The 21996-nt window shown below is 69.1% G+C and carries 22 protein-coding genes; 13 read left to right on the forward strand and 9 right to left on the reverse strand.

The window, feature by feature from the left end; translation table 11 throughout:
- Position 1 precedes the first annotated feature (1 nt).
- Entirely contained in the window at positions 2–1312 is a 1311-nt protein-coding gene (locus tag AB0E90_RS17660; RefSeq protein ID WP_360405935.1) for an ABC transporter substrate-binding protein, read from the reverse strand.
- 20 nt (positions 1313–1332) lie between these two features.
- On the reverse strand, positions 1333–2505 hold the full coding sequence (locus AB0E90_RS17665; RefSeq protein ID WP_360405938.1) for an ROK family transcriptional regulator: 1173 nt from the start codon (positions 2503–2505) through the stop codon (positions 1333–1335).
- 196 nt (positions 2506–2701) lie between these two features.
- Here AB0E90_RS17665 and AB0E90_RS17670 point away from each other — a divergent pair, with 196 nt between their 5' ends.
- From AB0E90_RS17670 to AB0E90_RS17700, 7 genes are all read left to right on the forward strand, one after another.
- Complete coding sequence (locus AB0E90_RS17670; RefSeq protein ID WP_360405941.1) at positions 2702–3925, forward strand: chitosanase; 1224 nt, start codon at positions 2702–2704, stop codon at positions 3923–3925.
- Positions 3926–3970: 45 nt separating this feature from the next.
- On the forward strand, positions 3971–4645 hold the full coding sequence (locus AB0E90_RS17675; RefSeq protein WP_360405944.1) for a hypothetical protein: 675 nt from the start codon (positions 3971–3973) through the stop codon (positions 4643–4645).
- 57 nt (positions 4646–4702) lie between these two features.
- Positions 4703–5548, forward strand: coding sequence for a hypothetical protein (locus AB0E90_RS17680; RefSeq protein ID WP_360405947.1), 846 nt, complete (start codon positions 4703–4705; stop codon positions 5546–5548).
- Between the two features lie 127 nt (positions 5549–5675).
- On the forward strand, positions 5676–6134 hold the full coding sequence (locus AB0E90_RS17685) for an SRPBCC family protein (RefSeq protein WP_360405950.1): 459 nt from the start codon (positions 5676–5678) through the stop codon (positions 6132–6134).
- A gap of 14 nt (positions 6135–6148) precedes the next feature.
- The gene (locus tag AB0E90_RS17690; RefSeq protein WP_360405953.1) at positions 6149–7297 is read left to right on the forward strand and encodes a PQQ-binding-like beta-propeller repeat protein; all 1149 of its coding nucleotides are present in this window, start codon (positions 6149–6151) and stop codon (positions 7295–7297) included.
- A 14-nt stretch (positions 7298–7311) separates the two neighbouring features.
- On the forward strand, positions 7312–8115 hold the full coding sequence (locus tag AB0E90_RS17695; RefSeq protein WP_360405956.1) for an SMP-30/gluconolactonase/LRE family protein: 804 nt from the start codon (positions 7312–7314) through the stop codon (positions 8113–8115).
- Positions 8116–8233: 118 nt separating this feature from the next.
- Entirely contained in the window at positions 8234–9364 is a 1131-nt protein-coding gene (locus AB0E90_RS17700) for a right-handed parallel beta-helix repeat-containing protein (protein WP_360405959.1), read from the forward strand.
- A gap of 27 nt (positions 9365–9391) precedes the next feature.
- Here the strand turns inward: AB0E90_RS17700 and AB0E90_RS17705 are convergent, their stop codons facing one another.
- Positions 9392–9997, reverse strand: a complete 606-nt coding sequence (locus AB0E90_RS17705; protein WP_360405962.1) for a class I SAM-dependent methyltransferase — start codon at positions 9995–9997, stop codon at positions 9392–9394.
- Between the two features lie 17 nt (positions 9998–10014).
- Here AB0E90_RS17705 and AB0E90_RS17710 point away from each other — a divergent pair, with 17 nt between their 5' ends.
- From AB0E90_RS17710 to AB0E90_RS17720, 3 genes are read left to right on the forward strand one after another with little or no spacing between them, the layout of a single operon-like run.
- Positions 10015–11178, forward strand: coding sequence for an extracellular solute-binding protein (locus tag AB0E90_RS17710; RefSeq protein WP_360405965.1), 1164 nt, complete (start codon positions 10015–10017; stop codon positions 11176–11178).
- Positions 11175–11537: a hypothetical protein gene (locus tag AB0E90_RS17715; RefSeq protein WP_360405968.1), complete on the forward strand. Its 363-nt coding sequence runs from the start codon at positions 11175–11177 to the stop codon at positions 11535–11537. The genes AB0E90_RS17710 and AB0E90_RS17715 overlap by 4 nt, the downstream gene beginning before the upstream one ends.
- 13 nt (positions 11538–11550) lie before the next feature.
- Positions 11551–12345: a GNAT family N-acetyltransferase gene (locus tag AB0E90_RS17720; protein ID WP_360405971.1), complete on the forward strand. Its 795-nt coding sequence runs from the start codon at positions 11551–11553 to the stop codon at positions 12343–12345.
- On the opposite strand, the gene AB0E90_RS17725 is transcribed toward AB0E90_RS17720, so the two are convergent.
- A complete protein-coding gene (locus AB0E90_RS17725; RefSeq protein WP_360405973.1) occupies positions 12305–13093 on the reverse strand; it encodes a TIGR02452 family protein in 789 nt (262 codons plus the stop codon). The genes AB0E90_RS17720 and AB0E90_RS17725 overlap by 41 nt on opposite strands.
- 189 nt (positions 13094–13282) lie before the next feature.
- Between AB0E90_RS17725 and AB0E90_RS17730 the strand changes: the two genes are divergently transcribed.
- A complete protein-coding gene (locus AB0E90_RS17730; RefSeq protein WP_360405975.1) occupies positions 13283–14458 on the forward strand; it encodes a Fic/DOC family N-terminal domain-containing protein in 1176 nt (391 codons plus the stop codon).
- Between the two features lie 7 nt (positions 14459–14465).
- Here the strand turns inward: AB0E90_RS17730 and AB0E90_RS17735 are convergent, their stop codons facing one another.
- Together AB0E90_RS17735 and AB0E90_RS17740 are read right to left on the reverse strand one after the other, a co-directional pair.
- Positions 14466–15827 carry an FAD-linked oxidase C-terminal domain-containing protein gene (locus AB0E90_RS17735; RefSeq protein ID WP_360405977.1) on the reverse strand — a complete coding sequence of 454 codons (1362 nt, stop codon included), beginning with the start codon at positions 15825–15827 and terminating at the stop codon, positions 14466–14468.
- Positions 15824–16399, reverse strand: a complete 576-nt coding sequence (locus AB0E90_RS17740; protein WP_360405980.1) for an alpha/beta fold hydrolase — start codon at positions 16397–16399, stop codon at positions 15824–15826. The genes AB0E90_RS17735 and AB0E90_RS17740 overlap by 4 nt, the downstream gene beginning before the upstream one ends.
- A 64-nt stretch (positions 16400–16463) precedes the next feature.
- On the opposite strand from AB0E90_RS17740, the gene AB0E90_RS17745 reads away from it, so the two are divergent.
- Positions 16464–17198: a hypothetical protein gene (locus AB0E90_RS17745; protein ID WP_360405988.1), complete on the forward strand. Its 735-nt coding sequence runs from the start codon at positions 16464–16466 to the stop codon at positions 17196–17198.
- 4 nt (positions 17199–17202) lie between these two features.
- Here AB0E90_RS17745 and AB0E90_RS17750 read toward each other — a convergent pair whose 3' ends face one another.
- The 3 genes from AB0E90_RS17750 to AB0E90_RS17760 form a co-directional block, all read right to left on the reverse strand.
- Entirely contained in the window at positions 17203–18861 is a 1659-nt protein-coding gene (locus AB0E90_RS17750) for a fumarate hydratase (RefSeq protein WP_360405991.1), read from the reverse strand.
- 58 nt (positions 18862–18919) lie between these two features.
- Complete coding sequence (locus AB0E90_RS17755; RefSeq protein ID WP_360405994.1) at positions 18920–20224, reverse strand: hypothetical protein; 1305 nt, start codon at positions 20222–20224, stop codon at positions 18920–18922.
- A 62-nt stretch (positions 20225–20286) separates the two neighbouring features.
- Entirely contained in the window at positions 20287–20766 is a 480-nt protein-coding gene (locus tag AB0E90_RS17760; protein ID WP_360406574.1) for an Lrp/AsnC family transcriptional regulator, read from the reverse strand.
- Positions 20767–20860: 94 nt separating this feature from the next.
- On the opposite strand from AB0E90_RS17760, the gene hppD reads away from it, so the two are divergent.
- The gene (hppD, locus tag AB0E90_RS17765; protein ID WP_360405997.1) at positions 20861–21991 is read left to right on the forward strand and encodes a 4-hydroxyphenylpyruvate dioxygenase; all 1131 of its coding nucleotides are present in this window, start codon (positions 20861–20863) and stop codon (positions 21989–21991) included.
- Positions 21992–21996 lie beyond the last annotated feature (5 nt).

Below are 21996 nucleotides of genomic sequence, written 5' to 3' on the forward strand. Positions count from 1 at the left end.
GTCAGCCGCCGAGCTGCATGACGCTGTTGACCTGCTGATCGGCGGACTTCAGACCTGCGTTCAGGTCTTTGACCTTGCCGGCCTGGTAGTTCACCAGGAACTGGCCGAAGGTCTCCTGGTAGGCGGGACCGGATGCGGACGGCGGCGTGGTCATCGAGTTCGGGTTGTTGAAGATGTCGATGAACGTCTTGAAGTCGGCGTCCGAGTTCAGCGTCGGGTCGGCGATCGACTTCGTCGTGGTCGGCACGTTCTTCAGCAGCCCGGCCAGCTTGGTGACGGCGGCGTCGTTCGTGGTCAGGTACTTGATCAGTTCCCAGGCCGCCTCGGGATTCTTGGCGTTCTTCGAGATGCCGAGGATGTTGCCGGTGACGTAGCCGCCGCCGTAACGGGACGCGTCGGCCGCCGGGAGCGGTGCCACGCCGTACTTCAAATTGGGGCTCTGGTCCTTGAGGAACGCCAGGCGGTACTCGGCGTCGATGTTGATCGCCACCTGGCCCTTCTGGAACGCGTTGTCCGCGCTGAACTCGTCGCCGAGGCCGGCCTTGAACTTGGTGAGCTTGTCGTAGCCGTACCAGTCGACGAGGTTCTTCTGCCAGGTCAGCAGGGTTTTCCAGTTCGGGTCGGTGCCGACCGCGCTCTTGCCGTCGTCGGTCAGCCACTTGGCGCCGGTGGCCGGGGCGAGGTGCGCGGCCGCGTTCTCGTAGAAGTCGTAGAGCGGCAGGAAACCGACCGTCTTGAGCGAGCCGTCGGCGTTGCGCGTGGTGAGCTTCTTGGCGTCCTCGGTCAGCTCGTCAAGGGTCTTCGGCGGCCCGGCGATGCCGGCCTTGGCGAACAGGTCCTTGTTGTAGAACATGCCGTACGCGTCGGCAAGGAACGGCATGGCGCAGCGCTTGCCGCCGAACTCGGTGTACTGCCGGGTGGTCGCGTTGAGCTGGTTCAGGTCCACCTTGTCGCGGGCGATGTACTGGGTGAGATCCACCCAGGCGCCGGACGAGCAGAACTTGCCGACGATGTCGGTGGAGTAGGAGAGGCCGATGTCCGGCCCGTTGCCGGCCCCGATCGCCTGCGTGACCTTGGAGTCGTCCTGCCCGGACTTCACCGTGACCTTGATGTTGGGGTGCGAAGCCTCGAAGTCCTTGATCACCGTGTCGATGGCCTCGGCCTCGCGCTCGGTGAAGAAGTGCCAGAGCTCGACGGACCCGCTCGTCGAGGCGCCCGGGTCGGCGATCTTGTTTTCCTTCGGGGCGGGGGTGCAGGCGGCGGACGTGAGCAGAGTCAGGGCAAAAAGGGCAGCAGGTATCCGTTTGTTCACTGTGGGCCTCTCAGGAAACGTCAGCTATCGCGGATGGCAGTGATGAGTGCTTCCCGGACCGCGGTGAGGCCGGCGTCGAGCGCGCCGAGCAGCACCGCGTCGTCGTCGATGGTGGTGATCGCGATCGTGCTCTCCAGCGGAGCGGCCCGGCGGAACGCCGAGTTCACCGCGGACAACAGCGTCTCGCCGCCGGCCTGGGCGATCGGGCCGGCCAGCACCACCAGATAGGGATCGAGGACGGCGATCACCGCGGCCAGGCCGACCGCGACGCGATCGGCCAGCGTGGTGAGGAAATCGCCGGGCGCGGCCGCGGCGGCGCGCACCACTTCGGCGGGGGTGTCGCCGGCGATGCCGGTCTCCTGGGCCAGGGCCATGATCGCGGCGCCGCCGAAGAGGTCCTGCAGGTCGAGTTTCCGATCTGGCGAATCGGGCGTGTAGAGCGGCACGTAGCCGATCTCGCCGGCGCCACCGCGGGCGCCGCGGATCAGCGTGCCGGCGATGTCGATGGCCAGGCCGAGGCCGTCCTGGCCCATCCAGAGCAGCGCGAACCCTTCCGCGTCCCGGGCGGTGCCGCGCCGGCGTTCGGCCACCGCGGCCAGGTTGACGTCGTTGTCGACGCCGATGTGGGTGCCGAGCGCGGCCGCGATCTCCGGGATCAGGCCGGCCCGGCCGAAGCCGGGCACGTCGACGTGGCGGATGGTCTCGGTGCGCGCGTCCCACGAGCCGGGCACGCCGAGCTGCACGTGCCGGATCCGGTCGGCCGGCACGCCGGCCTCGTCGCGCAACCGGGCCACCACGTCGACGAGAGCGACCGCCGGTTCGGTGGCGAGGAAGTCGATGCGCGACTCGAGCCGGGCGTGCACCTTGCCGGTCAGGTCGCAGAGGGCGGCGGTCACCGACGGGGTGCCGCTGGTGCCGATGTCGCGGACGGAAACCGCGACCGCGTACGCCGCATCGGGGTTCGCCGCGTAGATCTCGGCATTCGGCCCCGGGCGGCCGCTGTTGTGGCCCACCACGTTGACCAGGCCCGCGTCGGTGAGCCGGCGCAGAACCTCGGAGATGGTCGGGGTGGACAGGGCGGTGAGCTTGCGCAAGTCGGAGCGGGTGAGCATCCCTGGGTCGAGCAGGTGCGCTAGAGCGGCGCTCTCGTTCATGGCGCGGAGCAGCTTGGACGATCCGGCCAGCCGGGTCAACGGGGCTCCCTGCAGTTGATAGGCAAACTGGCTAACAGTTGCTCGGACGGTAGACAGACGCCTCCCCCGTGTCAAGGCCTCCCACGCAGACTAAACCCCCCTATCGACAGGTATTGATAAAGCAACTTAACTGTTCTAACGTCTCTGCCCATCGCGCGAGTCATCCCCTTTCATCCCCCCTCCCCACAGGAGTGCCATGAAACGCGTGAGGGCAATCGCCTATGCCTCACTTGCCCTGGTCGTCCCCGCCGCAGCCATCGCTTATGGGCTGCTGCCGGCCAGCGCCGCAACAGCCGGCCCGATCAAAGGGCTCGGTAGCAAGTGCATCGACGTAGCCGGCGCATCCAGCGCCAACGGCGCCGCCGTGCAGCTCTACGACTGCAACGGCAGCGCCGCCCAGCAATGGACCGTCGGAAACAGTGACAACACGATCCGGGCGCTCGGTAAGTGCCTCGACGTCACTGCCGCCTCGACGGCGAACGGAGCCAAGATTCAGCTCTACGACTGCAACGCCACCGGCGCGCAGAAGTGGACCGTGTCCAACGGTGCGCTGGTCAACACCGGGTCGGGCAAGTGTCTCGACGTGACCGACAAGAGCACGGCGAACGGCGCCCGGCTGCAGATCTGGACGTGCACCAACACGTCGAACCAGACTTGGGTCATGCCTGGTGGAAGCACTCCGACAACTCCGCCCACGACGCCGGCCACCTCTGCCCCAACGGGCAAGAACCTGGACGACCCGGCGAAGAAGGAGGTCGCCATGCAGCTCGTCTCGGCGGCCGAGAACTCGTCGCTGAACTGGCGGGCGCAGTTCGCCTACATCGAGGACATCGGCGACGGGCGTGGCTACACGGCCGGCATCATCGGGTTCTGCTCCGGCACCGGCGACATGCTGGAGCTGGTGGAGGCGTACACGGCCACCAAGCCGTCCAATGTGCTCGCCAAGTACCTCCCGGCGCTGCGCAACGTCGACGGGACCGACTCGCACTCGGGGCTCGACCCCAACTTCACCAAGGACTGGAAGACCGCGGCCGCCGACACGGTGTTCCAGGCCGCGCAGGAAGCCGAGCGCGACCGGGTCTACTTCAACCCGTCGGTGGCCGACGGTAAGACCGACGGCGTGCGGGCCCTGGGTCAGTTCGCCTACTACGACGCCTCGGTCATGCACGGCTACGAGGGCATGCGGTCGATCCGCACCCGCGCCCTGAAGAAGGCGAAGCCGCCGGCCCAGGGCGGCGACGAGCGCACCTGGCTCAACGCCTTCCTCGACGAACGGGTCGTCGAGATGAACAAGGAAGAGGCGCACTCGGACACGTCCCGGGTCGACACGGCCCAGCGCGTGTTCCTCAACAACGGCAACTTCGACCTGAATACGCCGCTGGACTTCGCGGTCTACGGCGAGAACTTCCACATCGGATAGTCGGGTGTCCCGGGGCGCTTCGGCGCCCCGGGTACCTTGTCGGTCATGGTCGATTTCCTACTCGGCGGGGCGGCGGTCGTACTGCTCGTCGTCGTGACCGTCGTGCTGTTCCGGGGCGAGCACCCCGGCCGGTCCCGCCTGGTGACCCTGGTCGCGCTGATCGTGCTGGCGGCCGGGACCTTCGCGGTGGCGATCTATCACCACCAGTCCTCGTCCGCGGAGGCGACCGACCTCCGGCTGCCGCTGCCGCTCGCTTCGGCGGCGCCCGCCCTGAGCCCGGCCACTCAGGGTCTCGGGACGGCAATTCTGCAGATCGAAATTCCGATGGGTACGGGTGACAAGCTCCCGCAGGGGGCGATCTGGCTCGATCCGCCGCGACCCGGCACCAACGCGTACACCGGTGATCTTTCGCTGTTGTGCTCGACGCCGGGCAAGGCTGACCATGACCAGAACTGCACCGGCGCCGACAAGCGGGTGTGGACGGTCGAGCCGCTGGAGAAGCGTGCGGTGATCGCGCCGGCCGCCGGTGACCCGTTCACCGACCGGGTGGCCTGCGACGTGTCCTATTCGCCGGCCTATCTCGAGCTGAAGGCCGGCGCGGCGTACTGCGTCCGCCTCACCGCCGGCCCGAGCCGGACCTGGGTCCTGCGGGTGCCGTCGTTCCCGGCCGAGCGGCCGCTTCCGGCCTCGCTGAAGACCGAGGTCGCGGCGCTGGGGTGAAAACCGACATAGGGGACGTGGTTGTCCGCCTCTCTCGGCGTCCATTAGGTTCAGTTCGTGTCAACGATGGTGCCTACGCTCTTCGCCGGGCTTGTCGATGACGCCTCCCTGCTCCCACCCAGCTTCCTCAGCGTGGCCGACGCGGTCGCCAAGCACGCCGAGCATCGCGGCTCCTGGTTCGCGTCGCTGCTCGGCCCGCTGCTGATTCCCGCTTCATCGATAAGCGTCGACCTCCCGGCCCGCGAGCTGCCGGTCGCGCTGGTCGGTGACGTCCCGGTGAGCGCGGTGCCGATCGCGGTGGAGAAACTGCGGGCGGCCGGCGCGGTGGTCTTCCACCTCGAGGCGCCGGTGGCCCGGCGCGGCGAAGACCCGCAACCCGGGCTCGGCAATCTGCGTGCGCTGGCCGAGCAGGACAAAGACCTCCAGGTGTACGCGGAGATTCCGCTCAGCTGGGGGCTCCTCGGCGCGCTCGACTCGGTGGCCGAGTGCCGCGGCACGGGCCTGCGCATCGCCCCCAAGTTCCGGGTCGGCGGTCTGGCCGCCGAGCTGTTCCCCACCCCGGTCGAGCTGGCCGCGGTGATCTGCGCCTGCCGCGACCGCGAGCTGCCGTTCCGCCTGGCCGCCGGCATGCGGCACGCGATCCGGCACACCGACCCGGAGACCGGCTTCACCCACCACGGCTTCCTCAACGTGCTGGCCGCCGCCATCGTCGCGGTCGACGGCGCCGAGGTGGCCGAGGTCGCCGAGGTGCTGGCGGCCACCCATCCGCTGCCGCTGGTCGAGCCGTGCCGGTCGCGGCGCGACGACGCCCGGCCGCTGTTCGTCGGCTTCGGTGCGGCCGGCGTGGTCGAGCCGCTCACTGAGTTGATCCGCCTGGGCCTGGTAAACGGCAGCCCGGAGTAGCGCATGTGCCTTTACGCTCACTAGCGTGTATGCGGGAGGTCACTCAGCGAAGCTTTTTCACGACGGTGGAGACGAAGTGCATCGGTCGCGCAGGCTTCGGGTCAAGGAAGGTCGTGAAAAAACTTCCATGTCTACGGTCGCGGTGACGCGCTTGATCGAGGCGCCGGTTGCCTCGGTCTGGCAGGTGTTCACCGACCTGGGCCGGCGGTGCGACTGGTTGTCCGCGGTCCTGCGGATCGAGGTGCTCACCGACGGGCCGTTCGGCGCCGGCACGGCCTGGCGCGAGACCCGGCGGATGGCCGACGGCGGCGAGGTCACCGAGGAGTTCCACGTCTCCTCGTGCGAGATCCCCGACCGGTTCGTGGTCACCTCGCCCGGCATCGGCGCCGACTACAAGATGACGTACTCCTTCGTGCCGGTCGTCGCCGGCCGGCATCGCGGCGGCACCATGGTCACGGTCGTGCAGGACGGCGGCGCCACCGCGCCGGCCGGTCGTTTCCTGGCGCTGATCTTCGGCGGCCTGGCCGCCGAGACGGCCGAGGGAGCGCTCCGCCGAGACCTGAACGATTTGGCCGCAGCCGCCTGACATAGTCTCCCTCGGTGCAAAAGGTCCTTCTGCGGTCGATGTCCGCGCTGGTCGTGGCCGCGGTGGCGGTGGCGATCGGCTGGCGGGTGCTCGCTCCCGCCGAAGTGCTCGCCTCCGTCAAACCGCCCTATCCGGTCGAGCCGTCCTACCGCTCGGGCGTCACCAGCCACATGCCGGTGGCGCCGCTGATCGTCGACGACCTGGTCCGGGTCTACGCCTCGAAGCGGCAGGTCCGGGCGGATGCGCCGGTCCACGCCAGGACCGTCTACACCGCGATCTGGTCGTTCCGGCGCTGGCCGCAGCAGGTGTCCGGAGTGGTGGCAGCCGGCCGGACGGTGATCAGCCGCTGGACCGACGGCGATCTGGTGGCGATCGACGGCCGCACCGGGAAGATCGTCTGGCGGACCACCGGGCCGTCGCCCGCGGCCGGCTTCGAGGGGCACCGCACCGGGGCCGACACGGTCTGGCGACCGGTCGGCATGCGGGTTTCCGGCGACGTTCTGCTGGTCACGGCGGGTGCGCGAGTTGATGCGTACGCCATCAGTAGTGGAAGCCACATCTGGACCGCCTCGCTCTGCGCTGACGGTTTTACCACCGGCGGTGGGCGGTACGTCTGTGCCGACGGCGCGTACGACACCGCGACCGGCGCCAAGGTCGCGTCCTTCCCGGCCGGACCGTTCACGGCGCTCGGCTGTGCGGTGGCGTCCTCCGGCTGTGCCGGGCTGCGCGACGGCGCCGGCCAGGGCTGGCTCGCCGACAAGCCGGCTTTGCGTCGCGCGCCCGCCCTCGACGCGGCCGGCAGCACGGTCGCCGGCGGCCTGGTCTTCCAGCCGGCCACCGACGCGTTGCTGGTGGTCGACCCGGTCAGCGGCGCCGTCGTCCGGCGTTGCCCGGCCGGCAGTCAGGTGCTGGGCTCGGCCGGCGACCGCATCGTGCTGCTCACCAAGAACCGGCTGTTGATCCAGCTCGAGGTGGGAACCGCGAAGGGGAAGCGGACGATTACCGAGGCCTACGGGATCGAGGCCCGCAAGTGGGATGCCGGCGGCTGGCAGGTGACGCCCCACTACGTGGCGATCGAGCGGCTGGCGCCGTCCCGGCCGAAGTCCCCGGACACCCCGGGTTACTACTTCTCGGTCGACACGGTGCTGATCACCAAGCTCTGACCTACGGTGGCGGCATGGCGGATCCGCAACTCGTTCTGGCCGGGCTCGTGATGGGGGAGTCGGCTCGCTGGCACGATGGCGAGCTGTGGTTCTGCGACTGGGGCGCCGGCGAGGTGATCCGGCTGTCGGGCTCGACCCCGGAGGTCGTGGCGCGCATGAGCGGCCTGCCGTTCTGCATCGACTGGCTGCCCGGCGGTGATCTGCTGCTGCTGGACGGCCCCGGCGCACGCCTGCTCCGCGCCGGATCGCCCTACGCCGATCTGTCGGAGATCGACGGCAGTCACCCGTGGAACGACATCGCGGTCGACTCGCGGGGCAACGCCTTCGTCAACAACATCGGTTACGACTTTCCCGGCGGCGCTCCCGGGCCCGGCCTGATCGCCGTGGTGACACCCGACGGCAAGGCCCGGCCGGTGGCCGACGGGCTGGAGTTCCCGAACGGCATGGCGGTGACGCCCGACGACGGCACGCTGATCGTCGCCGAGTCGCACGCCGGCCGATTGACCGCCTTCGACATTGCCGCCGACGGCTCGCTGACCAACCGCCGGGTGTGGGCCGAACTGCCCGGCGTCGCGCCCGACGGCATCTGCCTCGATGAGTCCGGCGCGATCTGGTACGCCGCGGTGCCCAACCAGCACTGCCGCTTGGTCCGCGAGGGCGGCGCGGCGCTGGCCACCATTCCGCTGCCGGACGGCGCGTTCGACTGCGCTCTCTCCGGCGACGGGGGCACGCTTTATGCGCTGACCGCCGACTACACCGACCCGGCAGCCATGTTCGGCGGACGAACCGGCCGACTATTCGCCATACCCCTGAATTAGCCCTCGTATGCACGGTTGAACCCGCTCGGGCGAATACTATTTCCGGGTCGGCGCGGGAGCCGGCCGGCAACAATTACGACGTTATGGTCGGGGCGTTCCGGAAATTACGGAGGGCCCCATGCGGACAATCAGGATTGCACTTTCCATCGGCGGTGTCGCGGCAATGGTCGTGGCCGCCACCGCCGGCGTCGGCCACGCAACGGGCCGCGCCGCCCCGTGCGCCGTGCCGTCGGCGCTCTACCCCACCATCCAGTCGGCTGTCACCGCCCCGACCTGCGCCATCGTCAAGGTGGCGCCGGGAAACTACACCGAGAACGTCGCCGCCGCGCGCAGTGTGACAATCAGCGGCGCGCAGGCCGGCAAGGACGCCCGCAGCCGGCGCGGCACCGGCGAATCGGTTCTGACCGGCAACTTCAGCCTCGCCGCGGATAACATCACCATCGACGGATTCACGCTGAACGGACCGCCCGGCGACGGCACCGCCGCGTTCGTGATGCAGGGCGGCAATTCCGGCGACACCATTCAGAACAACATTGTCAACAACACCGGGAAGGCCGCGTCGATCACGACCAGCCGTTCGGTATTCCGGCGGAATGTCGTTAAGAACACGTCGACCGCGACTGATGGATTCCAGGGAAACAGCAGCGCGATTCACGAGGTCACCATCTCGGAAAACCGCTTCAGCGGGGCGAACCCGGCGATCTACAACGCCGACGTCACCTTCATCGAGGGCAGCTCCGACCTGACCGTCTCCAGCAACCAGAGCACCGGCGACGGCACGCTGGTGGCGCTGTTCGCGACGACGAACGGGCGGGTGCTCAACAACACCATCGTCGGCGCCGCGAACTCGTCAGCGGTCTACATCGGAGGCGAGAACGGCAAGATCACGGTGACCGGCAACACGATCAGCTCGGCCGGCTCCGGGGTCCAGGTGACCGTCTACCCCGGCCGCGGCAAGAACTCCGGGCCGGTGGGCATCTCCGGCAACACGCTGCGCAACAACCAGTACGGCGTGAAGGTCGCGGCCGGCTCGACGACCAGCGTCGTCCAGGTGACCCACAACAGCATCACCGGCAACTCGGCGTACGGCGTCTTCAACGACCCGGCGTCGGGCGCGTCGACGAACGCGACCTGCAACTGGTGGGGCGCCATCGCCGGGCCGGGCTCGCCCCGCGGCGACAAGGCCAGCACCGGCGTCACGTACAAGCCGTGGCTGCTCCTGCCGGTCCTGAGCGGGATTTGCCGCTGATTTCTATCGGCCATCTGCCGCTGATTTTTATCGGAAGGTGAACAGCCGCGCCGGGTCGCCGGCTATCCGGTGCATGCCGACCCGGAAGCCGGCGTCCGCGGGGGCGGCGAAAGCCAGCTCCTGAAAGCCATGCTCCGCGAACAGGGCCCGGATCCCGGCACTCGGATCCGGGCCGCTGTCGCCGCGGCCCCGGGTCCAGATCACGATGCCGCCCGCGACCAGCAAGAACGGCAGAGCGGCGACGGTACGGCGGACATCCTCGTCGCCGATGTTGCCGAAGACACCGCAAGCCATCACCACGTGCGCCGGAGCAGCGTCGCGATACGTGTCGAGCGACCCCGCGTCACCGGCCCGCACGTCCACTTCGGTCAGGCCCAGGTCGGCGGCGGTCGCCCGGGCCCGGCCGGCCAGCTCGGGATCCAGCTCGACCAGCGTCGCCCGCACCCGGTCGTGCCGGGCCAGGATCGGCAGCGCGTCCCGGCCGTCGCCGGCGCACAGACTGATCAGCCGGCGGTCACCACCGCCCTCGGACAGCGCGCGCTCGAGGTATTCCTGAACGACGACCAGCCGGCGGGCCAGCGACGACCCGGCTGCGTCGTAGTCCTGATGCCACCTAAGCCAGTCTCTGGTCACCCGGGCATCATGGCCGGATGAGCGACGGACGGCCAGAGGTCACCTGGTGGCTGGGGCGTGGGGCGGATCCCGAGATGTTCCGGCGGAACTTTGCCGAACCGTACCTCGCGAGCGACCCGCCGGTCGCGCTGCACGTCGAGTATCTGGGCGCGGACTCGTCCGAGCGCACTCTCGCCGCGCTGGCCGACGGCACCGCGCCCGACATCGTGATGATTCCGCGGGCCGGCGAGTTCTCGCGGCTCGCTCGGCAGGGACATTTCGCCGATCTGTCCGGCTACGGCTGGACCGAGCGGGTGCTTCCGCTGGCCCGCGGGATCGGCAGTTACGGCGGGCGCCTCTACGGGATACCGCGCAGCGCGGAGACGATGCTGTTGCTTTACGACCGGGTGATGTTCGCGGCCAACAACTGGCGGCCGCCGCGCACGCTTGACGACCTCGAGGCGCTGGCCGCCGCCATGCTGAGCCGGGGGATCGTGCCGTTCGCCGCGGGCTCCGCGGACGTGCCGCAGTCGGTCGAGCTGCTGTTCTCCCTGGTCGTCAACCACCACGCCGGCCCGGGGAAGGTCCGCGGGGCCCTCGACGGCGAGGTGCCGTGGACGGCGTTCGGCGAGTCGGTCGAGCTGTTGCGCGGTTGGTTCGATCGAGGCTGGTTCGGCGGCGGGTACTTCACCGACACGTACACCCGCGGTTTTGCCCGGCTTGGCACTGGCGAGGCCGGCATGTCCCCGAACATGACCTGGATCTTTCCGGTCGGCGACGACGTCGGCGTCGCGCCCTTCCCGTCGCCGGACTTTCCGCTGTACGTCTACGGAACCGCCAGCCTGATCGGCATCAACGCCAAGTCGAAGTCGATCGATGCGGCGGCGTCGGTGCTCGATCGGCTCTTCACCAACGAGGTCCGCCGGAGCTTCAGCCGAGACCTGCCCGGCGACTGGAACCTGCCGCTGACCGATCCCGACGCCGCCGGCCTGGCCGCCTGCGCGCAGCCGCAGTTCGCCGAGACCGCGGTGGCGCTGACCGAGGCCGCCCAGGACCACCGGTACGGCTACGCCACCTGGTCGTTCTTCCCACCCCGGACCGAGGAAGCGGTGATCGCCGGCTTCCGCGACGTGATCGAGGGCCGCGTCACCGCCGAGAGATACCTGGCCGCCGTCGACGACGCGTTCCGGGCCGAGCGATGACCACGAGGCCGGGGCGGGTGATCCTCCTCAACGGTGCTTCGAGCTCGGGCAAGAGCAGTATCGGCCGGGCGCTGCTGCCGCTGCTGGCCGACCCGTGGTTCTTCGTGCCGGCCGATGCGGTCGGGGACATGCGCTCGACCGTGCACACTCGGGTGCTCGACGACGCTGAGATCGACGCGATGCTGACGAGAACGAGGATCGGCTACCACCGCGCGGTCGCCGGGCTGGTCTCGGCGGGCAACGACGTCATCATGGATTACCCGCTCAGCGAAGCGTGGCGGCTGGCCGACCTGCTCGACACTTTGGACGGTTACGACCGTGGCCGAGCCAAAAGCGTTCGACCGGCTCCGGCGCGCTGACTAACCTGCGGCCATGACCTCGCTCGTGCGGCACGTTCTCACCTCCGTCGAAGCCGGGCCGGCGCTGCAAGCGCTGGCCGAGTGGACACCGGCTGACGTTCCGGGTGGGGGCGTCCACCCCGGCGACATCGGGTGGCATCTGCGGTTCGACAACGCCGAGGTTCTCTACTGGGTCGACGGCGATACGCCGGTGGCGGTCGGCTTTCACGACGACGGCGTGCTGCGCGTGACCGCCGCGCCCGGCGCCGATCGCGGGGCGCTCGCGGCCGATGTCGACCAGCTCGGCGTGACCTGGTGCGACGGCCTGCCCGTGCCCGGGTGGACGCCCCACCCCGACGAAGCCTGGTTCACCATGTCGTGGAGCCCGCAACCGGTGTCGAGCCGGGCCGAGGTGGTCGACGCGACCAACGCGGCCGACCGGGTGATGGTGCAGCGGTCCGCCTTTGCGAACTCCACCTTCAGCGTCGAGCGCTGGCGCGTGATGAAGCAGTCGCCGGCGGGCGAGTCGGCCGTGGACGTGCTGGTGCGTACGCCCGGGGGCGAGCCGGCCGCCGCCGTGACCGGATGGTTCGCCGGCGTGGGCCGGTGCGGTCTGCTCGAACCGGTCGGCGCCCACCCGGACCACCGGGGGCACGGCTATGGGCGCGATGCCGTCCTCGGCGCGTGTGCGGCTCTCGCCGAGCGCGGGGCGAGCGCGGTCGCCGTCGTGCCCCGGGCCGAGAACGACGCCGGGGTGGCGCTCTATCGGTCGGCCGGCTTCACGGTCATCAGTGAGAATCGCGACTGGGTGCGTCCTCGAGGAGCCTGAACGCGGCCTGGACGGGTGCGCCCGCCTGGCGGTCGAGGACGGCGAACACGACCTCGTCGAACCACGGGCCGGCCCGCAGCGCGGCGGCGAAGGCGGCGGCCACGGTGGCCGGGTCGTTGCCGAACACTCCGCAGCCCCACGCGCCGAGCACCAGCCGGCGGTGGCCGTGCGCGGCCGCCACCGCGAGGACCCGGGTGGCGCGGCGGGTGAGGATGGCCGGCACGTCCGGCAGGTGCTGCGGCTGGGTGCGTGCGATCGCCGCCCGGTTGGGCGCCGCGGCGGTCAGGAACGACACCGGGTATGGGTCGCTGAGCAGCGTGCCCTTGTCGTCGCGGAACACCGGCACCCCGGGCGAATAGATCACCCGGTCGCTGTAGGTGAGTTCGGCGTGGTCGCGGTGGTAGGCGTAGAAGTCGCCGGCCGCGCGCAGGCACGGGTACAACGCCGAGCCGCGGGCCAGACTCTCCTCCTGCGCCTGGGCGCCGTTGAGAAAACCGCCACCGGGGTTGCGCGCGGACGCGAAGACCAGGCAGGCGACGTCACCACCGAGCCGGCGGGTGGCCTCCAGGGTCGACTCGCCGGTCACCTGCACCGTGGCGGTGGCCTTTGCCGGCGCCGAATCGGGCAGGGCGTCGCTGGGCAGGTACAAGCGGGTGCCGGCGACCGCGCGGGCGATCTGCTCGCGGTAGGCGCCCTGCTCGATGATGGCCAGGGTGTCGCGCGCGATGCCCCGAAGTCGACTGCTCACGACCGGCATCCTCACAGGCGACGGCCGCAACCGCGACCGATATCTACAGCCGCAGTCACGAAGAGTGCTTGAATTTCACGCATGTAATTTAAAGCCTCAGGCGTCGAACTTGAAAAGGTGCTCTCCGAACGCTCGTCCGCTTGAAAAGTCGGACTTAGATTTCAAGTTTTCCGTGGTTTACTTCAAATCATGGACGAGGATACGTTCCGGACGTCACCTGTGGGATACCTTGTCCGGATCGCGGGTTGGGATCCTCGCTACCGCGAAAACTACGACTGTTCAGCTTTCATCCCAGATCCGCTTCCGACCAAGCTCTCCTTGGCGCAGGAGACCTACCTGGCGGTCACCGATGCCGCGGTCGCGGTAGCTCGCCTCGACCAAGCCGCCTTTAGGCTTCCGAATCCCAGCCTCCTCGCGCGCTCCGCGATCCGGCAGGAAGCCGTCAGCACCTCGGCGTTGGAAGGCACCTATGCGGCACTCGATGACGTCCTCGAGGCTGATTTCCTCGATCGCAACCAGCTCACCGCGTCGGTGGCAGAGGTTCACAACTACGTCGAGGCTGCTGAGCTTGCCTTCGAGTGGATCAAGGACAAGCCCATCACAGTTGGCATGCTCGAGCAACTTCAGAAGATGGTGATGCGAGGAACCCGTGGTGACTCCAACGACGCCGGTCGAATCCGAACCACACAGGTGTTCATCGGTGCCGGCGGTGGCCGAGTGGATGACGCGCGGTTCGTACCGTCGCCCCCGGGCGACCAGCTACGCGCCGGCATCGACGCCTGGGCGACCTGGCTGATGGCCGAGGACACGATCCCTCTGGTGATCAAGATGGCTCTTAATCACTACCAGTTCGAGACCTTGCATCCCTTCAACGATGGCAACGGCCGCCTCGGCCGCCTCGTATGCGTCCTGCAGCTGGCTCACCGCGGTGAGCTGCGCGTGCCGGTGCTGAACCTCTCGCCCTGGCTCGAAAGTAGAAGGCGTCAGTACCAGGACCACCTGCTCTCCGTCAGCGCGACCGGCGATTTCGAACCCTGGATCCGGTTCTTTTCCGAGGCCGTTCGTGCCCAGGCTGTTCGAGGGGTGGAGAAGATCGATGCGTTGCATGACTGGCGAGACGAGGCGCTGACTCAGTTGCTCGATGCTGACGTCCGCGGCGTGGCCGTGCGAATTGTCGAAGATCTGTTCGGGTACCCGCTGCTCACGGCCACACCGACAGCCGAGAGATATGGGGTCTCCTACCAGGCTGCCAATACTGCGATCAGGCGTCTGGTCCAGCTGGGGATTCTGGAAGAGCGCACAGGCCGAAAGTATGGGCGCGTCTTCGCGGCGCGACAGATCTTGAACATCATCAACGCCCCTTGACGCTCCGTCAGCCGATGACCTTGCCGGGGTTGAAGAGGTTCAGTGGGTCGAGGGTCTGCTTCACGGCTATCTGCATGGCCAGCACCGCCGGGGATAGTTCCTGTTTCATGCCTTCGCGCTTGAGCAGGCCGACGCCGTGTTCGCCGGTGACTGTGCCGCCCATGGCGATGGCTGCGGTCAGCATGTCCTCGAAGGCGCCCTGGGCGGCCCTCTTGGCCGGCTCGTCGCCGGCCGGGGCCAGGATCAGTGGGTGCAAGTTGCCGTCGCCGGCGTGGGCGATCGTTGCGATGGTGGCGCCGTGGCGGGCGGCGATCTCCTCGATGGCCGCCAGCATCTCCGGCACGCGGGAGCGGGGCACGCAGATGTCCTCGGTGAGCACCGGGCTCAGGCGTTCCAGGGCCGGGTAGGCCAGCCGGCGGGCGGCGAACAGGGCCTCGGCCTCGATCTCGTCCGTCGACTGCTCGGCCCACATCGCGCCGGCCGCGCGGAACACCTCGGCGACCGCGGTCGCCTCCTCGTCGCCGGGGGTGTCCAGCTGGGCCAGCAGCAGGGCTGCCGCGTCCGCCTCCAGGCCCAGGTGCTTCCACTCCTCTACGGCCCGCAGGCAGGTGCGGTCCAGCAGTTCCAGGGCGGCCGGCAGCAGGCCGGCCCGGGTGATCGCGGCGACCGCCTCGCCTGCGACGACGACGCTGCTGAACGCGCCGACCACGGTCTTCGGGGCCTCCCGGCGGGCCGGGCGCAGTCGCAGCGTGATCTCGGTGAGCACGCCGAACGTGCCCTCCGAGCCGGTGAACAGGCCGGCCAGGTCGTAGCCGCTCACGCCCTTGGTGGTCCGCCGGCCGAGGCGCACCACTGTGCCGTAGTCGCCGGCCGGGCCACCGACCACGGCTTCCAGGCCGAGCACGTAGTCGCGGGTCACGCCATATTTCAGGCAGCACAGGCCGCCCGCGTTCGTGGACACGTTGCCACCGATCGTCGACCAGGGTGCGCTGGCCGGGTCGGGCGGGTACCACAGGCCGTGCTCGGCGACGGCCCTCTTCAGGTCGTCGTTGACCACGCCCGGCTGCACCGTCGCGGTCATGTTCTCGGCGTCGATCTCCACGATCCGGTTCATCTTGGACAGATCGAGGATCATCGCGCCGTCGACCGCGTTCGCCCCGCCGGAAAGGCCGGTGCCGGCGCCGCGCGGGACGATCGGGATGTTTCGCGCGGCGCAGGCGGCGACCACCTTCTGCACGTCGGCGGTGGTCCGCGGCCGGACGGCGCCGAGCGCCTTGCCGTAGGGCGCCCACTCGGCGTCGTCGTGGCTGAGGCTCTCCAGCACGTCCGGGTCGTTGATCAGGTCGAGGCCATCGAGGAGATCCTTCACTTCACGAACTCCAGAATCGCGGCGTTGGTCAGTTCGGGCTGGTCGACGTTGGCGGCATGCCCGCAGTCGTCGAACGTCTTCACCAGCCGGTCACCGCGCAGTCCGCGGCCGGTGGCCGGGATGCCGTCGTCGAAGAACGTGCCGACGTTGCCCGGCGTCAGCCCGTAGAACCCGTACGGCCAGGTCTCGTCGTTGATCATCTTTGGGGTCTGGTCGATGGTGACCACCGCACGCAGCCGCTCCGCGCCGAACAGGTCGTAGTAGGCCCAGATCGTGCTGGCTCCCATCGAGCCGCCGACCAGCACCGCGTCCGTCAGATCCAGCGCGGCGAGCACCTCGTACACATCCTTGCCGTGCCGGGAAATCCGTTGCCCGAACGGCGGCGACTCGGACCCGCCGTGCGAGCGGCGATCCAGCCCGATCACCCGGTAGCCGGCGTCGGCCAGCGCGGCCCGCTGCAGCTCCCAGCTCTCCAGCGGCGCACAGAAACCGGCGATCAGGATGATCGGCGCACCATCTCCCTGATCGGCGTAATTCAGGCGCACTCCGTCGCTGGTAATGATCGTCGGCACACCAGCGACCTTACGCGCGGATTCGGGGCAGCGAGCCGGCGTGACGCTCTGCCAGGATGGTTCGGTGACCTCATCGCCACGGTGGTTCAGCCGCTATCAGGACGGGCAGCGGGCAGAGGTCTGGCAGGAGATGCGCCAGCTCGGCAGCGCGGTGCGGGAGTCGGCGTGGGCCGGGGAGGCGCAGCTGGTCTGCGACGAGATGGCGCGCCGCGCGCGGCACAACATCGAGGTCATCGTCGAGCGGTTGTCGACCGCCGGTTACCGGTTCCACGACAACAACGACGAGCAGACCGCCGTGCAGCCGCACTACCCGCCGACCGCGGGCGCGCCGGAGCTCGCTACCTGGCTCGAGGAGCGCTTCGGCGCCGTACCGATGACGCTGTTGTCGTGGGTCCGCATCGTCGGCGATGTCTGGCTGGTCGGCACGCATCCGGAATGGCCTGCCTCGGCCGCCGCCGACCCGCTCGTGATCGGCGTGGAGGGTTCGCGCTATCCCGATTTTTCGCTGCGGGACTACTTCGACGAGGAGTGGACCGCCTGGCAGGGGGACCCGGTCGGCACGTTCTTGCTGCCGCTCGCGCCCGACCGCTTTCACAAGGACAACGTCAGCGGCGGCGGCCCGTACGGCGTGGTCCTGCCCGACGGCTGTGTGGACGGCCTGTTCCACGCCGAGATGACGATGCCGTTCGTGTCGTACCTGAACTGGGTCTTCGGCGATGGCGGCTTCCCGTGGCCGTCCGGCGACGACCGGCAGTGGGCGGTCCGGCGCGACCTGAACAAGGGCCTGCTGCGGCTGTAGGTCGTTAGCGGCGGGTGATTCCCAGGACCGGCTTCGTGACCTCGGCGAAGAAGTCGTTGCCCTTGTCGTCGACCACGATGAAGGCTGGGAAGTCCTCTACCTCGATCTTCCAGACCGCTTCCATGCCGAGCTCGGGGTACTCCAGGACCTCGACGTGGCGGATGCAGTCCTGGGCCAGGCGGGCGGCCGGGCCGCCGATCGAGCCGAGGTAGAAGCCGCCGTACGACTGGCAGGCCCGGGTGACCTGGGCGGAGCGGTTGCCCTTGGCCAGCATGACCAGGGAGCCGCCGGCTGCCTGGAAGCTCTCCACGTAGGAGTCCATCCGGCCGGCCGTGGTCGGGCCGAACGAGCCCGACGCGTAACCCTCGGGGGTCTTCGCCGGGCCGGCGTAGTAGACCGCGTGGTCGCGCAGGTATTGAGGCATCGGCTTGCCGGCCGCCAGCAGCTCGGCGATCTTCGCGTGCGCGATGTCGCGGGCCACCACCAGCGGGCCGGTCAGCGACAGGCGGGTCTTCACCGGGTACCGCGACAGCTCGGCGCGGATCTCGGACATCGGGCGGTTGAGGTCGACCTTGACCACCGGGCCCTCGTCGAGCTCGACGTCCGGCAGGAAGCGGGCCGGGTCGGTCTCGAGGCGCTCCAGCCAGACGCCGGACGGGGTGATCTTCGCGGTGGCCTGGCGGTCGGCCGAGCAGGAGACGGCGATCGCGACCGGGCAGCTTGCGCCGTGCCGGGGCAGACGGATGACGCGCACGTCGTGGCAGAAATAGCGGCCGCCGAACTGGGCGCCGATGCCGAAGTCGCGGGTCAGCTCGAGGACCGCGGCCTCCAGCTCGACGTCGCGGAAGCCGTGCGCCGACATCGTGCCGTGCCGGGGCAGGTTGTCGAGGTATTTCGCGCTGGCCAGCTTCGCGGTCTTCAGCGCGAACTCGCCGCTGGTGCCGCCGATGACCACGGCCAGGTGGTAAGGCGGGCAGGCCGACGTGCCGATCAGGCGCAGCTTCTCGTCCAGGAACTCCATCATGCGCGCCGGATTGAGCAGCGCCTTGGTCTCCTGGTAGAGGTAGCTCTTGTTGGCCGAGCCGCCACCCTTGGCCATGAACAGGAATTTGTACGCGTCGGGCTGGCCGCCCGGGTCCTCCGCGTACAGCTCGATCTGGGCCGGCAGGTTGGAGCCGGTGTTCTTCTCGTCCCACATGGTCAGTGGGGCCAGCTGCGAGTAGCGCAGGTTGAGCCGGGTGTACGCCTGGTAGACGCCCTGGGCGATGGCCTCTTCGTCGGTGCCGTCGGTGAGGACGTGCCGGCCGCGCTTGCCCATCACGATCGCGGTGCCGGTGTCCTGGCACATCGGCAGCACCCCGCCGGCCGCGATGTTCGCGTTGCGCAGCAGGTCCATCGCCACGAAGCGGTCGTTCGGCGACGCCTTCGGGTCATCGATGATCGAGCGCAGCTGGGACAGGTGTGCCGGGCGCAGGTAATGCGCGATGTCGTGCATCGCCTCGGCGGTGAGCTGCGTGATCGCCAGCGGGTCGACGGTGAGGAACCGCCTCCCGCCGGGGCCGTGCACCACGTCCACGCCTTCGTCCGTGACCAAGCGATATTCGGTCAGGTCGTCGCCGATCGGCAACAGCGGTGAGTACGAGAAAGCGGCGGCTCTGCTCATGACGGGCAAGCCTAGGACAGCGCCCCCGCCGTACGCGAACCGGCGTATACCAGTTCGGTCAAGCAAACGGCAGGTAGGCCATGTCGCGGCCGTCGACAGCGATCATTCCGGCCGGTCCGGTGGCGAAAATCTTGGCATTCGTCCGGACCTCGGCGAGAAGTTTGCCGCTCGACGGCGACACGGCGGCAATCCGGCCGGGTTTCGTAGTGACAATCACCACGGCGTCGGGAGTGAGGGCCGCCGACCCGCCCGAGGAGATGGTCCGGGTCCAGGTGGTCGATCCGCGAGCGAGCGAGAGGCCACGCAGCGTGGTCTTGTCCGCGTTGCGGACCACCGCGTACGAATCGTTGACCGCCTGCACCTCCTCGCCCTTGGCGCCGTGCCACAGCACCCGCCCGTCGTGGGCCGCGATCAGCTCCTGCCGGCCGACCGGGTCGACGCCGAGCACCACGTCCTCGCCGCCGGCCGGGTCGCGGTCCTGCTTGCAGCCCGACCCGTTGGAGGCGGTCCGCAGGTTGAGCCCGTCCCGGCTCCAGACCGTGCCGGCGCGGGGCGGATCGGTGGCGACCACGCCGAAATAGCAGGTGCCGTCGCCGGCCGTGGCGGTGACTGTGAGCACCCGGCCGCCGGCGACCGCGACCCGCTGACCGGCCGTGGGCTCGGCGGTCTGCACGAGCCGGCCGCTGGCGGTGTCGATGATCCGGACCTTGCCGTCGTTGGGCAGCCCGAGCAGCGCGGGCATCTGCCGCGGCCCGGCGACGTCGTCGTCGATGCCGTTCGCGGTCATCGGGTTGGTGTCGGGCAGGTCGGGGTTGGCGGCGTCGAGCACGAAGCCGATCCCGCCGGTGCTGATCCGCCAGCGCACGTTGCCGCGGGTGTCCCAGGCGGTCAGCTCGCAGTCGCTGCCCTTGCCGCAGCGCAGGTCGAGGATGCCGGTGCGGTAGGTCCAGACCGCGCTGGCCTCGGTGTCGGCCCGCCGGACGATGCCGCTGCGCGGGTCGAGCACCTGGTAGCCCTTGGTGAGCAGGCGTCCGGTGACGACCACCGCGTCGCTGCCGTCGCCGGCCACCGAGGCCCAGTCGGCGTCGCTCTTCCACAGCTGCACGCCGGCGGTCAGTCCGTAGGCCTCGATCGACGTGCGGTACTCGACGATCACCGCGTCGCCGGCGATGGTGACGCTCTGTGGGCTGCCGCCGATGGTGCTCTGCCAGCGGGCCACGCCGGCGGCGATCGGCTGGCTGGTGTTGAACCAGGACCAGAGCTTGGGCCAGGGGTTCCAGGTGTGGGTGGTGGCCAGCACGACGAGGACCACGACGACGGAGATCAGCATGTATCCCATGCGGGAGCTGCCACCCGACGCCATGGGCGACACGCTAACGAGATCAATCCCTCGAACGAGGGATGGTGAAATGTCCGTGTCGTCCCCTATGTCGAGGATGCGGCTCGCACCAGCGGCAACGTGCGGTAATGGATCAGCTCGGCCAGGGCGATGATGGTGTGCGCCCGGGTGATCCCGTCGTAGCCGACGATCAGGTCGATCACCCGCTGCAGGTCGGCGTGCGACCGGGCCACGATCCGGCACAGCACGTCGCCGCCGCCGGTGATGGTGTGCGCTTCGAGGACCTCGGGGATGTCGGCCAGGTGTGCGGCCACCGCGCCATGCCCGTACCGCTGGCTGATCTCCAAAGTCACGAAGCTCATCACCCCGAAGCCGATGGCTTCGGGACTGACCTCGGGCCCGAAGCTTTTGATCGCGCCCCGCGCGATCAGCTTGTCCAGCCGGGCCTGAACGGTTCCGCGAGCGACCAAGAGACGCCGAGACAGCTCCAGTACGCCGATGCGCGGCTCGTCCGTGAGCATCTCCACCAGTCGCGCGTCAAGAGCATCGAGCTGGACAGATTGCATAGTCACAACGGCAAGTTACCGTACGAGTTGCGCACAGTGCTCAGCGTAAAACGTAACTGTTGCCCAGCCCGGAGGCCGCGGGCAGCCTCACTTCATGACGCAGATGATGGCGCACGAGACCCGTACAACCGACGTCTTTCCCGTCAAGGGCGTCGACTACCTCCAATTCCTCGTGGGCAACGCCAAGCAGACCGCCCACTTCTACTCGACCGCCTTCGGGATGACCTGTGTCGCCTATCGCGGCCCCGAGCAGGGCTACCGCGACCACGCCGAATACGTGCTGGTCAGCGGCTCGGCCCGGTTCCTGATCACCGGTGCGGTGCACGCCGGCGCGCCCGGCGCCGACCACGTCACCAAGCACAGCGACGGCATCGCCGACATCGCGATCGAGGTGCCCGACGTGGACGCCGCCTACCTGCACGCGATCAACGCGGGCGCGCGCGGCGTCACCGAGCCGCACGACCTCAGCGACGAGCACGGCACGGTCCGGATCGCCGCGATCGCCACCTACGGCGACACCATCCACTCGCTGGTCGACCGCTCGAAGTACGACGGGCCGTTCCTGCCCGGCTTCGTCACCCGCGACCCGATCGTCACCCCGCCGGCCAAGCGTTACTTCCAGGCCGTCGACCACGTGGTCGGCAACGTCGAGCTCGGCAAGATGGACGAGTGGGTCGAGTTCTACGGCCGGGTCATGGGCTTCACCAACATGGCCGAGTTCATCGGTGACGACATCGCCACCGACTACTCGGCGCTGATGTCCAAGGTCGTCGCGGACGGCCACCGCAAGGTCAAGTTCCCGCTGAACGAGCCGGCCGTCTCCAAGCGCAAGTCGCAGATCGACGAGTACCTCGAGTTCTACGGCGGGCCGGGCGCGCAGCACATCGCGATCGCCACCAACGACATCATCCGCAGCGTGGACGCCATGCGCGCGGCCGGCGTCGACTTCCTGGACACGCCCGACTCGTACTACGACGACCCTGAGCTGCGCGCTCGCATCGGGGAAGTTCGCGCGCCGATCGAGGAGCTGAAGGCGCGGAAGATCCTGGTCGACCGGGACGAGGACGGTTACCTGCTGCAGATCTTCACCAAGCCGGTGCAGGACCGGCCGACGGTCTTCTTCGAGCTGATCGAGCGGCACGGGTCGCTCGGTTTCGGCAAGGGCAACTTCAAGGCCCTGTTCGAGGCGATCGAGCGGGAGCAGGAACTCCGCGGGAATCTGTAACACTC

This window comes from Actinoplanes sp. NPDC026619 (assembly GCF_040638295.1).
In the GTDB taxonomy this organism is placed as follows: domain Bacteria; phylum Actinomycetota; class Actinomycetes; order Mycobacteriales; family Micromonosporaceae; genus Actinoplanes.

Coding starts and splice junctions, on each gene's coding strand:
- AB0E90_RS17670 (WP_360405941.1), top strand. CDS start 2,702: ATGAAACGCGTGAGGGCAATCGCCTATGCCTCACTTGCCCTGGTCGTC.
- AB0E90_RS17675 (WP_360405944.1), top strand. CDS start 3,971: ATGGTCGATTTCCTACTCGGCGGGGCGGCGGTCGTACTGCTCGTCGTC.
- AB0E90_RS17685 (WP_360405950.1), top strand. CDS start 5,676: ATGTCTACGGTCGCGGTGACGCGCTTGATCGAGGCGCCGGTTGCCTCG.
- AB0E90_RS17695 (WP_360405956.1), top strand. CDS start 7,312: ATGGCGGATCCGCAACTCGTTCTGGCCGGGCTCGTGATGGGGGAGTCG.
- AB0E90_RS17700 (WP_360405959.1), top strand. CDS start 8,234: ATGCGGACAATCAGGATTGCACTTTCCATCGGCGGTGTCGCGGCAATG.
- AB0E90_RS17710 (WP_360405965.1), top strand. CDS start 10,015: ATGAGCGACGGACGGCCAGAGGTCACCTGGTGGCTGGGGCGTGGGGCG.
- AB0E90_RS17715 (WP_360405968.1), top strand. CDS start 11,175: ATGACCACGAGGCCGGGGCGGGTGATCCTCCTCAACGGTGCTTCGAGC.
- AB0E90_RS17720 (WP_360405971.1), top strand. CDS start 11,551: ATGACCTCGCTCGTGCGGCACGTTCTCACCTCCGTCGAAGCCGGGCCG.
- AB0E90_RS17730 (WP_360405975.1), top strand. CDS start 13,283: ATGGACGAGGATACGTTCCGGACGTCACCTGTGGGATACCTTGTCCGG.
- AB0E90_RS17750 (WP_360405991.1), bottom strand. CDS start 18,861: ATGAGCAGAGCCGCCGCTTTCTCGTACTCACCGCTGTTGCCGATCGGC.
- AB0E90_RS17755 (WP_360405994.1), bottom strand. CDS start 20,224: ATGGCGTCGGGTGGCAGCTCCCGCATGGGATACATGCTGATCTCCGTC.
- AB0E90_RS17760 (WP_360406574.1), bottom strand. CDS start 20,766: ATGCAATCTGTCCAGCTCGATGCTCTTGACGCGCGACTGGTGGAGATG.
- hppD (WP_360405997.1), top strand. CDS start 20,861: ATGACGCAGATGATGGCGCACGAGACCCGTACAACCGACGTCTTTCCC.